Source organism: Actinomycetospora succinea (genome assembly GCF_004363095.1).
Lineage (GTDB): Bacteria > Actinomycetota > Actinomycetes > Mycobacteriales > Pseudonocardiaceae > Actinomycetospora > Actinomycetospora succinea.
Genome location: NZ_SNYO01000001.1, coordinates 381,665 through 395,321, shown reverse-complemented (window position 1 = coordinate 395,321; position 13,657 = coordinate 381,665). Strand labels below are relative to the sequence as shown.

Sequence of the window (13,657 nt, the reverse complement as noted above, 5' to 3'; positions counted from 1 at the left end):
GAGAACGTCCGGCGATGTGACGGGCCTCGCTCGCCGTGGGACGAGTGTGGGACGAGAGCTTGCGCCGTTCGACCTAACGACAGCATCTGTGCGTCAGCACCGCTGTGCTCCCGGCCGGGGCCCTCGCTCGAATCCCCCGGGGTGGTGGAGCCCACGCCATCCAGGTTGCGTCGTACGCGGCGAGCCCAGCGGTCATCCGCGCGGCCGCGAGGTACACGACCCACCTGCCACGCCTCGGACCCATAACCTGGGTCGATGCCCCTGCCAGCGCGCGTCGCGGATCTCGCGTCCTACGACGTGGTGCTGTCGGTGGCCGAACTGGGCAGCATGGGCCGCGCGGCCGCGGCGCACGGGGTGTCGCAGGCCGCGGTCAGCGCCCGCGTCCGGGCCCTGGAGAGCGCGCTGGGGTTCACCCTGTTCGAACGGTCGCCCCAGGGGACGCGGCTCACCGAGGCCGGCGGCCTGGTCGCGGACTGGGCCCGCAGCGCGATCGACGCCGCCTGGGCGATGGAGGAAGGCGTCGCCGCCCTGCGTGCTGAGCACACCGGCCGGTTGCGGGTCGCGGCCAGCCACACGGTGGCCGAGTACTTGCTGCCGCGCTGGCTGGTGTCGCTGCGCAGCGAGCTGCCCGACACCTCGGTCGCGCTCTCGACCCGCAATTCCACCGACGTCGCCGACGACATCCGCAGGGGCGCCGCCGATATCGGCTTCGTCGAGGGCCCGGAGATCCGTGACGACCTCGACTCCCAGGTCGTCGCCCGCGACCGGCTCACGCTCGTCGTCTCCCCCGGGCACCCCTGGGCACGGCGCCACGGGATCGACGCGGCGAGACTGGCCGGTACCGCCCTGCTGACCCGCGAGGCGGGGTCGGGCACCCGGGAGTTCCTCGAGCGGGCGCTGCGGAGCGCCGGTGTCGAGACCATCGCCCACCCCGTGCTCGAGCTGGCTTCCACGACGGCGATCAAGGGCGCGGTCGCCGACGGCGTCGCGCCGGCCGTGCTGAGCTCGCTGGCCGTCGCCGGCGAGCTCGCCGCCGGGACGCTGGTGACGGTCCCGATCCGCAAGCTCTCCCTCGACCGTCGCCTCACCGCGATCTGGCCCCGCGGCCGTCCACCCGACGGTGCCGCCGCGGCGCTGCTCCGTCGCGCGAGCACCCGCTCCGAGCGCCGGCGCTGACCCGGCTGGTGACCATCAGCCCGAGACCCGTTCGTGCAGCCTGCCGATCACAACCTCGGGTTGTGGCTCCCCAACGACACGGCAGCTACCGCACTGATCGGTCCGACCTCAGGGTGGACACATGCCAACGGCAAGCACCGCACACCCCGGAGCCGGGACGAAACGACCCGACATGGTGGTCCACGAGGAAGACCCCTACAACGCCGAACCGCCACGATCAGCACTCGCCGAGCACGCGATCACACCGGTCGAGACCTTCTACAGCCGCAACCACGGCGAGCTGCCCGAGCTCGACCCGCAGCGGTGGCGTCTCCAGGTCGACGGGCTGGTCGACGAGGAGCTGAGCCTCTCGCTCGACGAGCTCCGGCGCTTCGAGCACCACGAGGTGACCGCCACCCTGCAATGCGCCGGCAACCGGCGCGCCGGGCTGCTGGCTGTGCGCGACATCCCCGGGCAGCACCCATGGGGCGACGGAGCAACCTCCACCGCCCGCTGGGTCGGCGCCCGCCTCGCCGACGTGCTCGCCGCGGCGGGCCTGCGACACGACGCCAGCAACATCGCGTTCGCCGCGCCCGACATCGCGCCCGAGGCCACACCACCGGCGCCCTACGGCGGATCGATCACGACCGGCAAGGCCACCAGCCCCGAGGTGCTGCTGGCCTGGGTGATGAACGGCGAACCCCTCACGGTCGCCCACGGCGCGCCAGTGCGCGTCGTCGTCCCCGGCTGGATCGGCGCCCGCAGCGTCAAGTGGGTCGAGAGGATCACCGCCCAGCACCACCCCTCGGACAACTTCTTCCAACAGAGCGCCTACCGGCTCCTACCCCCCGACCACGACGACCCCGCCCCCGGCGACGGGGTCGAGCTGACCGCCGTCGCCCTCAACTCCGCGATCCTGCGCCCCGACGAGGGCGCCGTCATGACCGCCGGGCCCACCGAGGTCACCGGCTACGCCTTCGCCGGCGGCGACCGCGACGTCGTCCGCGTCGACGTCTCCGCCGACGGCGGCCGCACCTGGCACCAAGCCGAGCTCGACGACCAGCTCGGCGCGTGGGCGTGGCGGTTCTGGCGCACGACCCTCGAGCTGCGGCCCGGCGAGCACGAGATCGTCGCCCGCGCCTGGGACAGCACCGCGGCCCTGCAGCCCGAGCACGCCGCCAGCCTCTGGAACCCCAAGGGCTACATCAACAACGCCTGGCCCACCGTCAGCGTCACCGCCGAGCACCCGCCGGAGGTGCACCTGTGACCAGCGCCGAGCCGAGAGCCACCGACACCCCTGAGAACGACGCCGAGCACGAACCCGACTACCGCTTCACCCTCGCCAACGAACGCACCTACCTGGCCTGGCTGCGCACCTCGCTGTCACTGCTCGCCGCCGGCGTGGCCGTGGTCCAGCTCGTCCCCGCCTTCCCGATCCCCGGCATCCGCTCCGCCATCGGTGGCCTGCTGGTCGCTCTGGCCGTGCTCACCGCCGCCGGCGGACTCGTCCGCTGGCTCCGTGTCGAGCACGCCATGCGCCGCGACCGCGATCTCCCCCGCCAACGCATCCCTTGGGTACTCGCCCTCGGGCTCGTGCTGCTCGCCCTGGTCAGCCTCGCCCTCGTCGTCACCGAGGGCCTGGCGTGACCGGCCCTCCGCCCCGCGCCGCCGACGACGCACCCGGCTTCGGCGGGCTCCAGGCCGAACGCACCACCCTGGCGTGGAACCGCACCGCCCTCGGTCTGGTCGCCAACGCCGCCCTGCTCTCGATCCGCGAGCTCCACACCACGACCTCCCGACTCGCCGCGGCCCCGATCGTGCTCGCCGTCGTCGTCGCCCTCGCTACCGTCCTGTACGCGCGCCACCGGGACACCACCCTGCGCCGGGACCCGCTGCCCCGACCCGTCGCTCCCCGACGCGCCCTGATCGCCCTCGGCAGCGCCGTCACCGCCCTCGCGATCACCGCAGGGGGCACCCTCCTGTTGTGAGAAGCTGTCCGCCCGGGCGCCGCCGCCCGAGACCACGTCGGTCGGCTCGAGGCCGCATCCCGTGGGACGGATCGTGGGACGAAGCAGAGGTCCACGGGGGCACCTCGAGAGCGCTCCGGCGAACCTCCGGAACCTGGAAGCGCAGGCGGGACGCCGGAGAGCGGTCGGTTGCCCGGCCTCCGGAGGCGGGTGCGCAGGTTCGAATCCTGCCGGGGGCACCACGCGCGACCAGCGGGAACACCCCGCTATCCGCGGGCCCGTGCCGGCATCTGCAGCGGCACGCCGAACCGGTTGAAGGCGTTCATCAGGGCGACCTGCACGACGAGCGCGCCGAGCTCCTCGTCGTCCATGGCCTCCCGGACGCCGGCCCAGACGTCGTCGGCGACGCCGAGCTCGGTCAGCGTCGTCGCGGCCTCGGTGTACTCCAGCGCCGCCCGCTCCGCCGGCGTGAACAGCGCCGACTCGCGCCACGCCACCAGCTGCAGGAGGCGGTCGGTGGTCTCGCCGAGCTCCATCGCCTCGCGGCTGTGGAGGTCGATGCAGTGCACGCAGCGGTTGATCTGCGAGGTCCGCAGCTTGACCAGCTCGCGGATCGTCGGGTCGAGGGGCGACTCGCGGATCGCCCGGTCGGCGGCGTAGAGCCCGCGGGCCGCCTGCGGCGCGGCGCGGCGCAGGTCGAGGCGGGGCTCGCGGGTGTGGACGTGCGCGGTCATCGCTGTCTCCTCGGGTCGTGAGGTGGTGTCACACCTCCGACAGGGCAGCGGGACCGGACGTGACAGGACCCCGCGTGGCGTCGATCACGCCAGCCGGACGACGTCCCCGCCGCCCCGGGACTCGACGACCTCGGGGTCGTGACCGGGCACGACGGTCTCCGCCAGCTCCACGAGGCGGTCGAACGCCGCGTGCACGCCGGGCACCGAGTGCAGGATCGGCGGCGGCCGGTCGGCGTCGAGGTTCTCGTGGAAGTGCGCGGCGTCGGAGGCGAGGACGAGCGGGCCCGAGGCCGTCTCCACGCGCACGACCTGCATGCCCGCGGTGTGGCCGCCGACGTGGTGGACCTCGAGCCCCGGCACGATCTCCGCGGAGCCGTCGACGAGGTCGAGGCGGTCGCGCGCGGGACCGGTGAGGTGGGCGAGGTCGTCGCGCGAGACCAGCCAGTGCTCGCGGCGGATGCGGGCCGCGACCGGGCCCGTCCAGTAGTCCAGCTCCGCGCGCTGCACGACGTACCGGGCGGACGGGAACGCCGCGACCGTCCCGGTGTGGTCGTAGTGCAGGTGCGTCAGGACGACGTGGTCGACGTCGCCCGGCCCGACGCCCAACGACGCGAGCCCGTCGGTCGGCGACCCGTGGAACACGAGGCCGTCGATCGGCACCGGGCGCGCGGGGTCGATGCCGGCGTCCACCACCACGGTGTGCGCGTCACTCCTCGCGAGCCACACGTAGTACGCCGTCGGATGGGGCTCGCCCGACCGGTCGTCGTGGCCGAGGAAGTGCTGTCCGCGGACACCGGGCCTGCTGGCGAACCGGATCGCGTGGACCGCGAAGGTCACGCGGCCGCCTCCGCGTGCGGCCGCGGCACCGGCTGCTTGCCGAGGTCCTCGGTCGGCGTGCGGTAGTAGTCGCGGCCCGTGGCGACGGCGATGATGTTGATCAGGCACACGACGGCGACGAAGCCGGCGACCGCCGGCCAGTTGCTGCCGTCGTCGCCGGCGAGGGCCGCGGCGATCGAGGGGGCGAAGCCGGCGACGGCGAACCCGATCTGCGTGCCGATCGCGACCCCGGAGAGCCGCACGCGGGCCGGGAACATCTCGCCGTAGAACGCGGGCCAGACGCCCCCGGTGGCGCTGTTGCCGAGGCCGAACACGAGGACGCCGAAGACGAAGATCCAGGCGTAGCTGCCCGCGGAGATCGCGTACAGGTAGCCGACCATCGTCACGGCCATCCCGATCGACCCGGCGAGGAAGACCGGCTTGCGCCCGATCCGGTCGCCGAGGAGCCCGAAGAACGGGATGACGACGATCGCGACGAGGTTGGCCACGACGCCGACCCACAGCATCGCGGTGCGCGAGAGGCCGACGTCGTTGACCGCGTAGGAGAGCGCGTAGACGGTGAAGATCGTGCTGACGGTGGCGATCGTGGCCGCGAGGACGACCCGGATCACCGCGCCCGGGTGCTCGCGCAGCAGCTCCTTCACCGGCGCCTTGGCGGTCTCGGCGCGGCGCTCCTGCTCCCGGAAGACCGGCGTCTCGTCGAGCGTGCGGCGGATGAGGAGCCCGGCGACGACGACCACGGCGCTCAGCCAGAACGGCAGGCGCCAGCCCCAGCTCAGCAGGTCCTCCTCGGGCAGCGCGGCGACCGGCAGGAAGATCGCGGTGGCCAGGACCTGCCCGAACTGGGTGCCGCCGAGGGTGAAGCTCGTGAAGTACGCGCGCCGGTGCGGCGGGGCGTGCTCGAGGCTCGTCGACGAGGCGCCGGCCTGCTCGCCGCCGGCCGAGAAGCCCTGCAGCAGCCGCAGCAGGACCAGGATGATCGGCGCGGCGACCCCGATCGTCGCGTAGGTCGGCAGGCAGCCGACGGCGAACGTCGCGACGCCCATCAGCAGCACCGTCGACACGAGGATGCGCTTGCGCCCGAAGCGGTCGCCGAGGTGGCCCAGCACGAACGCCCCGAGCGGGCGGGCGAGGTAGCCGGCGCCGAAGGTGGCGAGCGCGAGCAGCGTGCCCGTCGCCGGCTCCGAGCCGGGGAAGAACAGCTTGTTGAACACCAGCGCGGCGGCCGTGCCGTAGATGAAGAAGTCGTAGTACTCGAGCGCGCTGCCGATCCACGCGGCCAGGGCCGCCTTGCGAGGCTGGGCAGGAGGTGCTGCCTGCGGTGCGGTCACGACCACTCCCTCGGCACGACTATGTACCAAACAGTTACGTACCGGATGGTGAGTTGCGAGGCTCAGTCGTGTCAAGCACGGCCGACGTGGGCCGTCAGGTACTCGACGACGAGGTCGCCGACCATGCGCCGGTAGTGCGCCCGCCGGCCGGGGTCGAGGAGATCGCGGTCGAAGACGGCCTGGAACGTGTGCCGGTTGGCGGTGCGGAAGATGCAGAACGCGCTGATGACCATGTGCACGTCGACGGCGTCGACGTCGGCGCGGAAGAGACCGGCGGCGCGCCCGCGCTCGAGGATGCCGCCGAGCACGTCGACGGCCGGGGCGGCGAGCCCGGCGAGGGCCTCGGACTGCTTGAGGTGCTCCGCGCGGTGGATGTTCTCGATCGCCACGAGCCGGATGAAGTCCGGGTGGGACTCGTGGTGGTCGAACGTGAGCTCCGCCAGCGCCCGCATGGCGCGGGCGGGGTCGAGGTGGTCGACCTCCAGCCCGGCCTCGAGCGCCCGGATGCCGGCGTAGGCGTGCTCCAGCACCGCCAGGTAGAGCCCCCGCTTGCTGCCGAAGTAGTAGTAGATCATCCGCTTCGTGGTGCGGGTCCGGGCCGCGATCTCGTCGACCCGCGCGCCGGAGAACCCGTGGTCGGCGAACTCGGTGGTGGCCACCGCCAGCAGGTCGGCACGCGTGCGGACGGCGTCACGCCGACGCTCTACCGCCTCGGCCGTCGCGGTCTCGGCCGCAGCCCCCTCGCTCACGCTGCGACCCTAGGCGACCACGCGAGGGCGTAGATAATGAACCATCTGGTACGTACGCTGACCGCTCGTGAGACTCGTCGCCGACCCGGACACCGTCCACGTGGGCCTGATCGGGGCGGGCATCGGCCCGTCGCTCTCCCCCGCGCTGCACGAGCGGGAGGCGCGCGCGCTCGGCCTGGCCTACCGGTACACGCTGCTCGACCTCGACGTGACGAAGGCCGACATCGGCGACCTCCTCGCCGAGGCCCGCGACGCCGGCCTGCGCGGCGTCAACGTCACCCATCCCGTCAAGCAGCGGGTCCTGCCCCACCTCGACGGGCTCTCCGAGGACGCCGCGGCGATCGGCGCGGTCAACACCGTGGTCTTCGACGACGGCCGCGCCCTCGGCCACAACACCGACTGGTCGGGGTTCGCGGCGGCGCTGCGCACGGGCCTCCCCCGCGCCGCGAAGCACCGGGTCGCCGTGCTCGGGGCCGGTGGCGCCGGCGCCGCGGCGGCGCACGCGCTGCTCACGGGCGGAGCCGGCACCGTCGAGGTCCTCGACGTCGACGCGGACCGGGCCGCCGCGCTCGCCGCCCGCCTCGACGCCACGTTCGGCACCGGGCGGGCGCGGGCGACACCGACGAGCGCCCTCGCCGACACCCTGGCCACCGCCGACGGGCTCGTGCACGCCACGCCGACCGGCATGGCCGAGCACCCCGGACTGCCCGTGCCCGCCGAGGTGCTCCACCCGCGCCTGTGGGTCGCGGAGATCGTCTACCGGCCGCTGCGGACCGCCCTGCTGGAGGCCGCGACCGCCCGAGGCTGCCCGACGCTGGACGGCGGGCTGATGGCCGTGCACCAGGCCGCGGACGCCCTGCACCTGTTCACCGGCCTGCACCCCGACGCCGCCCGGATGCGCCGTCACCTGCAGGAGCTCGTCGAGACCCGGGAGGACCACCGTGCCGGCTGACCCCCGCACCGCCGTGGCGACCGTGTGCCTGTCCGGCGCCCTCGAGGAGAAGCTGGCGGCCGCCGCGACCGCGGGCTTCGACGGCGTCGAGATCTTCGAGCCCGACCTCGTCGCCTCGCCGATGTCCCCGGGCGAGATCCGCCTGCGCTGCGCGGACCTGGGCCTGTCCATCGACCTGTACCAGCCGTTCCGCGACCTCGACTCCACCGACGCCGACCGCCTCGCCGCGAACCACCGCCGCGCCGAGCACAAGTTCGACGTCATGGCCGCCCTCGGCACCGACACCGTCCTCGTGTGCTCCTCGATCGCGCCCGACGCCGTCGCCGACCCCGACCGGCTCGCCGCGCAGCTGCACGGGCTCGCCGAGCGGGCCGGCGAGCGCGGGCTGCGGCTGGCCTACGAGGCGCTGGCGTGGGGACGGCACGTCGACACCTGGGAGGCGTCGTGGGACGTCGTCCGGCGCGCCGACCACCCCGCGCTGGGCCTGTGCCTCGACAGCTTCCACGTGCTGTCGCGGACCTCCGAGGTCGACGGCATCGCCGACGTCCCGGGCGAGAAGATCTTCTTCCTGCAGCTCGCCGACGCGCCGGTGCTGTCGATGGACGTGCTGCAGTGGAGCCGCCACCACCGCCTCTTCCCCGGGCAGGGCGGCTTCGACCTCCCCCGCTTCCTGTCCGCCGTGCTGCGCGCCGGCTACCGCGGGCCCCTGTCGCTCGAGGTCTTCAACGACGTCTTCCGGCAGGCCGACCCCGTCCGCACCGCCGTCGACGGGCACCGTTCCCTGCTCGCCCTCGCCGAGGCGACGGCCGCGGGCGGCGTCGGCACGGACCCGGTCGGCGGCGCCGCCCCGGCCCTCGAGGGCACCGCGTTCGTCGAGATCGCGACCGACGGGGACGACCCCGCCCTCGACGGCACGCTCGCCGCGCTCGGCTTCGCCCGCACCGGGCACCACGTCACCAAGCCCGTCGCGCGCTGGGAGCAGGGCCGCGCGCGCATCCTCGTCAACCGGTCGGGCGGGCACACGGCGGCGATCAGCGCGCTCGCCGTGGAGTCGGCGGACCCGACGGCGGCGGCGCGGCGGGCCACCCGCCTCGGGGCCCCGCCGCTGCCGCGCTCCCGCGGGCCCGCCGAGGCCGACCTCCCCGCTGTCACCGCCCCCGACGGCACCGCGCTGTTCTTCTGCCGGCCCGGCGACGACGCCGACTGGAGCGGCGACTTCCGGGCCACCGGCGAGACGGCGGCCGGGATCGGCGTCACCGGTGTCGACCACGTCGGGCTCGCCCAGCCGTTCGACCACTTCGACGAGGCGACGCTGTTCTACCGCGCGGTGCTCGGCCTGCAGCCCGGGAGCATGGGCGAGTTCGCGGCCCCGTTCGGCCTGGTCCGCAGCCGCGCGCTCGCCGACCCGGCCCGCCGGGTCCGCCTCGGGCTCACCGTGTCGCTGCTGCGCCGCGGGGAGTGGGCGCCGGGCATCCCGGAGCCGCAGTACGTCGCGCTCGCCGTCGACGACGTCGTGGCCGCGGCGCGCGCCGCCCGGGACGCCGGCGCGCCGCTGCTCGCCATCCCGGACAACTACTACGACGACCTCGCCGCGCGCGTGGACCTCCCGCCCGACCGGCTGGCGGCCTACCGCGAGCTCGGCGTCCTGCACGACCAGGGCCCGGACGGCGCGTACCTGCAGGTCTGCACCGAGGTCCTGGCCGGGCGCATCTTCATCGCGCTGGTCCAGCACGTCGGCGGCGACGACGGCCTCGGCTGGACCGACACCCCGGTCCGCATGAGCGCCCACCGGCGCCGGCGCCTGGCCCGCCGGCAGCTGACCCGGAGCTGACGGTCCGCCCGGTCACCTCCCAGAGGTGATGTGCACGCCCGGCGGCGGCCCGCACGGTGGACGGGCATCGTCCACCCACGGAGGTCCGCCATGGCGTCGCATCCCCTGGACCGCAGGTTCAACACCCGGCTCTTCCTCGGCGGCGCGGTGCTCGCCGGCGTCGGCAGCCTGTTCGTCAGCGTCGGCCTCGCGCTCGGCAGCGTCGCGGACCTCGAGGCCGCGCGGCGCTGGCAGCGGAGCACGGAGATGACGCCGGGCCAGCTCGCACGGCACGCGGTCGGCGTGGCCCAGGCGGCGACCAGCGCCGGCGCCCACGCGTGGCAGGCGCCGATGCCCGAGGGACGCCGGTCGGTGGTGTCGGGCGACGGGCGCATGCAGCCCGTGCCGTGACGGCGGGGGACGCGCCCGCGCCGCCCGACCCGCTGACCGTCCTGCGGTCGCGCCGCTACCTCGGACTGCTGGCGCTGGCCGCCGTCATCGGCATCCCGATCTCGGCGATCGCCTACGGGTTCCTCGCCCTCGTCGGCCTCGTCCAGGACTGGGCCTACACGGGTCTGCCGGCGGGCCTCGGGTTCACGACCCCGCCGCTGTGGTGGCCCCTCCTGCCGCTCGCCCTCGCGGGCGCGCTGGTCGGGCTGACCGTGCGCTACCTGCCCGGGCACGGCGGCGAGTCGCCGGCCGACGGCTTCCACGCCGGCGGGTTCCCCACGCCGGCGGCCCTCGGCGGGATCGCCGTGGCCGCCGTCGCGAGCATCGGTCTCGGGGTCGTCGTGGGCCCGGAGGCGCCGTTGATCGCGATCGGCGGCGGGCTCGCCGTGATCTCGCTGCGGCTGGCCCGCCGCGGGGCGGCGCCGGCGGCGGTGGCCTCGGTGGTGGCCGCGACCGGGAGCTTCGCCGCGGTGAGCACGCTGTTCGGCTCCCCGCTGGCCGGCGCGTTCCTCATGATGGAGGCGGCGGGGCTCGGCGGCGCCACGGCCACGATGGTGCTGGTCCCGGGGCTGCTGGGGTCCGGGATCGGGTCGCTGGTCTTCCTCGGGCTGGACTCGTGGACCGGCTTCGGCACCTTCTCCCTGGCGGTCACCGGCCTCCCGCACGTCGACTCCCCGACCCTGCGCGGGCTCGCGTGGGCGCTCGTCGCCGGGATCGTCTCCGCCGGCCTCTGCTTCGCCATCCGGTGGCTGGCCCTGCGGGTGCGACCGGTCGTGGTGCGGGGGCCCGTGCTCGTGACCCCGCTGGTGGGCCTCGCGATCGGCGGCCTCGCCGTCGTCTACGCCGCCGCGACCGGCCACCTCGCGACCGACGTGCTGTTCTCGGGGCAGGACGCGCTGGGGCCGCTGCTCAAGGACCCCGCGGCGTACGGGCTCGGTGCGCTGCTCCTGCTCATCGTCTGCAAGGGCCTGGCCTACGCCGGGGCGCTGGGCGGCTTCCGCGGTGGCCCGACGTTCCCGGCCATGTACATCGGCGCGGTCGGCGGCACGGCGCTGGCGCTGCTGCCGGGGCTCGACCCCGTCTCGGGCGCGGCGATCGGGATGGGCGCGATGACCGTCGGGATGCTGCGCCTCCCGATGACCTCGGTGCTGCTCGCCACCCTGTTCCTGGGGTCGGCGGGCATCACGGTGATGCCGCTCGTGATCGTCGCCGTCGTCGCGTCCTACGTCGCCACGCTGCGCCTGCCCGACCCGGCGCCCCGCTCACCCTCGCCGGGCGAGGACGCCCCGGACCCCGCCGACGAGCATCGGGACCCGTCGGAACAGGAACGCGGAAGGCGGGACCATGACCGAGCCGAGAGCTGAGACCGGGCCGATCGACTACCTGGTCGTCGAGTTCCCGCCCGGGACGAGGACGGGCGTGGGCATGCCCCTGCTGCTCGACCTCGTCGACCGCGGCCTGATCCGCATCCTCGACCTCGTCTTCGTGGCCAAGGGCGACGACGGCACGGTCACGGTCCTCGAGCTCGCCGACGTGGACGGGGACGGCGACCTCGACCTGATGGTCTTCGAGGGCGTGACCTCGGGCCTCCTTGGGCCAGGAGGACGTGGACGAGGCCGGCGCGGTGCTCGACCCGGGCGCCACGGCCGCGGTGCTCGTCTACGAGAACGTCTGGGCGGCGCCGCTGGCCAACGCCCTGCGTCGCAACGGTGCCCAGCTGGTCGCCGGCGGCCGCATCCCCGTCGACGAGGTCGAGGCCGCGCTCGCCCCGTCGGTCCCCGCGTAGAGGAGCTCACCCATGCCAGGTCTGTTGCGAGGACTAGCCCGCACCGCGCTCGTGGCCGGCACGGCCACCGCGGTCTCCAACCGCGTCTCGCGCCGCCAGGCCGGACGCTGGGCCGCCGAGGCGGAGCAGCAGGCGCCGCCGCCCCAGTACGCGCCCCCGCCGCAGCAGTACGCCGCGCCCCCGGCGCCCGACCCCATCGAGCAGCTCCGGCAGCTCGGCGAGCTCAAGAGCCAGGGCATCCTGACCCAGGAGGAGTTCGACGAGCAGAAGCGGCGGATCCTCGGCTCCTGACCAGTCGTTCGGTCCGATCGGTGGACTGACACGGCGATCTCCGTGGGAGAGGCTGGTCGGCGATGGTCCGACCCGCCCCGGCCGTGACGCAGCTCCTCTGGGACGCCGTCGTCGAACGCTCCGACCTCGAGCCCACCGTCCTCGCTCTCCGCGACGCCCTCTCGGACGCCGTCGAGCAGGGCCACTGGGCCCACGTCGCGACCCTGCTCGACCGCACCGACGACGACCTGCCGTCCGCCCTGAGCGCCAACGCGCTGCGGGCGGGCGACCGGACCGGGACCGCCCCGCTGCACCACGCGGCGCGGCAGGGCGCGCATCCCGACGTCGTCGACGACCTCGTCGCGCGGGGTGCGTGGCGCACGCTGCGCACGGCCGAGGGCGAGACCGCCGAGGCGGTGGCCCGGCGGCTCGGTCACGTCTCGCTCGCCGAGCGGCTGCGCCCGGAGCCGGCGATGGCGCTGGACGACGAGGCGGTGGCCGACATCGAGACGTTCCTGCGCGCGCTCGTCGAGGTCCGCACCCGGCGCCTCGCCCGCCCGCTGCGCCACCCCCAGCTCGGGCCGCTGCTCGAGTACCCGGACGCGACGATGTGGGTCCGCGTCCCCGGGATGTACGGCGGCTTCGCCTGCCGCTGGGCCGAGGACATCGGCGAGCCGACGGTCGAGGTGCGCAGCGCGAGCCGCGTCGTCGGCGGCTCGGGCCGCACGCACCACGTCACGGTCGAGGGCATCGAGCTGGTCACGCGCGTGCTGTGACCTCGGAGTCCTTCACCACCGAGTACGCGACGTCGCGGTGCGCGTCGTGCTCGGCGAGCCGGGCGACGAGCGAGGCGCGGACGTCGTCGTAGGTGTCCGAGCCGAGCGGCAGCCGCAGGGGCGTCGCGCCGCTGTCGACGAGGTCGACGACCGCGCCCGCGATCTTCTCCGCGTCGTTGGGCAGGGTGAAGGTGCCGCCGGTCAGGGCGCGCCGCACCTCCCCGGCCGGGGTGTCCTCGTACTCCGGCATGACCGGGGCGGTGACCAGCGCGCCCCCGAACCCGGTCGGCGTCGCCCCGGGCTCGACGATCGTCATCCCGATCCCGAACGGCGCGATCTCCTGGGCCACCGTCTCGGCGAAGCCCTCGATGCCCCACTTCGACGCGTGGTAATAGGCGAAGTTCGGGTAGGTCGTCTGCCCGCCGGCGGTCGTGACCTGCAGGATCCGCCCGTGCCCCTGCGCGCGCAGGTGCGGCAGCGCCGCCCGGACCACGTGGATCGAGCCGAGCAGGTTGGTGTCGACGACCTGGCGGATCTGGTCGTCGGAGGCCTCCTCGACCGAGGCGAAGACGCCGTAGCCGGCGTTGTTGACGACGACGTCGATCGTGCCGAGCGCGGCGAACGCGTCGTCGACGACCCGGTGCACGGCCGCGGTGTCGGTGACGTCGAGCGTTCCGATCCAGAGCCGGTCGCCGTGCTGCGCGCGCAGGTCGTCGAGGGCCCCGGGCCGGCGCAGGGTCGCGGCGACGCGGTCGCCGCGGGCCAGCAGGCGCTCGGTCAGCAGGCGCCCGAAGCCGGACGACGTGCCGGTGATGAACCAGGTGGTAGCCATGTCGGCGA

16 protein-coding genes are annotated in these 13,657 nt (G+C 74.6%); 11 read left to right on the top strand and 5 right to left on the bottom strand.

Annotated elements, in window-relative coordinates; translation table 11 throughout:
- Nucleotides 1-255 precede the first annotated feature (255 nt).
- The 4 genes from EV188_RS01940 (at nucleotide 256) to EV188_RS01925 (ending at nucleotide 3,143) form a co-directional block, all read left to right on the top strand.
- Nucleotides 256-1,176 (top strand): LysR family transcriptional regulator, encoded by a 921-nt coding sequence (locus EV188_RS01940; RefSeq protein WP_133824542.1) that lies wholly within the window; start codon nucleotides 256-258, stop codon nucleotides 1,174-1,176.
- A 172-nt stretch (nucleotides 1,177-1,348) separates the two neighbouring features.
- Nucleotides 1,349-2,422 carry a sulfite oxidase gene (locus EV188_RS01935; RefSeq protein WP_133824541.1) on the top strand — a complete coding sequence of 358 codons (1,074 nt, stop codon included), beginning with the start codon at nucleotides 1,349-1,351 and terminating at the stop codon, nucleotides 2,420-2,422.
- On the top strand, nucleotides 2,419-2,802 hold the full coding sequence (locus EV188_RS01930) for a YidH family protein (protein ID WP_133824540.1): 384 nt from the start codon (nucleotides 2,419-2,421) through the stop codon (nucleotides 2,800-2,802). The genes EV188_RS01935 and EV188_RS01930 overlap by 4 nt, the downstream gene beginning before the upstream one ends.
- A complete protein-coding gene (locus EV188_RS01925) occupies nucleotides 2,799-3,143 on the top strand; it encodes a DUF202 domain-containing protein (RefSeq protein ID WP_133824539.1) in 345 nt (114 codons plus the stop codon). The genes EV188_RS01930 and EV188_RS01925 overlap by 4 nt, the downstream gene beginning before the upstream one ends.
- 245 nt (nucleotides 3,144-3,388) lie before the next feature.
- Here the strand turns inward: EV188_RS01925 and EV188_RS01920 are convergent, their stop codons facing one another.
- The 4 genes from EV188_RS01920 to EV188_RS01905 form a co-directional block, all read right to left on the bottom strand.
- Nucleotides 3,389-3,856 (bottom strand): carboxymuconolactone decarboxylase family protein, encoded by a 468-nt coding sequence (locus EV188_RS01920; protein ID WP_133824538.1) that lies wholly within the window; start codon nucleotides 3,854-3,856, stop codon nucleotides 3,389-3,391.
- Nucleotides 3,857-3,940: 84 nt separating this feature from the next.
- A complete protein-coding gene (locus tag EV188_RS01915; RefSeq protein WP_133824537.1) occupies nucleotides 3,941-4,693 on the bottom strand; it encodes an N-acyl homoserine lactonase family protein in 753 nt (250 codons plus the stop codon).
- The gene (locus EV188_RS01910) at nucleotides 4,690-6,024 is read right to left on the bottom strand and encodes an MFS transporter (protein WP_133824536.1); all 1,335 of its coding nucleotides are present in this window, start codon (nucleotides 6,022-6,024) and stop codon (nucleotides 4,690-4,692) included. Before EV188_RS01910 ends, EV188_RS01915 begins: the two co-directional genes overlap by 4 nt.
- Nucleotides 6,025-6,095: 71 nt before the next feature.
- The gene (locus EV188_RS01905; RefSeq protein WP_133824535.1) at nucleotides 6,096-6,773 is read right to left on the bottom strand and encodes a TetR/AcrR family transcriptional regulator; all 678 of its coding nucleotides are present in this window, start codon (nucleotides 6,771-6,773) and stop codon (nucleotides 6,096-6,098) included.
- A gap of 67 nt (nucleotides 6,774-6,840) precedes the next feature.
- Between EV188_RS01905 and EV188_RS01900 the strand changes: the two genes are divergently transcribed.
- The 7 genes from EV188_RS01900 to EV188_RS01870 all read left to right on the top strand — a co-directional run bounded on the left by EV188_RS01900 (nucleotide 6,841) and on the right by EV188_RS01870 (nucleotide 12,817).
- Nucleotides 6,841-7,725 carry a shikimate dehydrogenase gene (locus EV188_RS01900; protein WP_133824534.1) on the top strand — a complete coding sequence of 295 codons (885 nt, stop codon included), beginning with the start codon at nucleotides 6,841-6,843 and terminating at the stop codon, nucleotides 7,723-7,725.
- Nucleotides 7,715-9,556 (top strand): sugar phosphate isomerase/epimerase and 4-hydroxyphenylpyruvate domain-containing protein, encoded by a 1,842-nt coding sequence (locus EV188_RS01895; RefSeq protein ID WP_133824533.1) that lies wholly within the window; start codon nucleotides 7,715-7,717, stop codon nucleotides 9,554-9,556. Before EV188_RS01900 ends, EV188_RS01895 begins: the two co-directional genes overlap by 11 nt.
- A gap of 90 nt (nucleotides 9,557-9,646) precedes the next feature.
- Nucleotides 9,647-9,946 carry a hypothetical protein gene (locus tag EV188_RS01890; protein WP_133824532.1) on the top strand — a complete coding sequence of 100 codons (300 nt, stop codon included), beginning with the start codon at nucleotides 9,647-9,649 and terminating at the stop codon, nucleotides 9,944-9,946.
- Nucleotides 9,943-11,349 carry a chloride channel protein gene (locus EV188_RS01885; protein WP_133824531.1) on the top strand — a complete coding sequence of 469 codons (1,407 nt, stop codon included), beginning with the start codon at nucleotides 9,943-9,945 and terminating at the stop codon, nucleotides 11,347-11,349. The genes EV188_RS01890 and EV188_RS01885 overlap by 4 nt, the downstream gene beginning before the upstream one ends.
- 242 nt (nucleotides 11,350-11,591) lie before the next feature.
- On the top strand, nucleotides 11,592-11,771 hold the full coding sequence (locus EV188_RS32365; protein ID WP_243741414.1) for a hypothetical protein: 180 nt from the start codon (nucleotides 11,592-11,594) through the stop codon (nucleotides 11,769-11,771).
- A gap of 12 nt (nucleotides 11,772-11,783) precedes the next feature.
- Nucleotides 11,784-12,062: an SHOCT domain-containing protein gene (locus tag EV188_RS01875; protein ID WP_133824530.1), complete on the top strand. Its 279-nt coding sequence runs from the start codon at nucleotides 11,784-11,786 to the stop codon at nucleotides 12,060-12,062.
- Between the two features lie 62 nt (nucleotides 12,063-12,124).
- A complete protein-coding gene (locus EV188_RS01870) occupies nucleotides 12,125-12,817 on the top strand; it encodes an ankyrin repeat domain-containing protein (protein ID WP_133824529.1) in 693 nt (230 codons plus the stop codon).
- Here EV188_RS01870 and EV188_RS01865 read toward each other — a convergent pair.
- A complete protein-coding gene (locus EV188_RS01865) occupies nucleotides 12,801-13,649 on the bottom strand; it encodes an SDR family oxidoreductase (RefSeq protein WP_133824528.1) in 849 nt (282 codons plus the stop codon). The two genes, EV188_RS01870 and EV188_RS01865, sit on opposite strands and share 17 nt — an antisense overlap.
- Nucleotides 13,650-13,657: the final 8 nt, after the last annotated feature.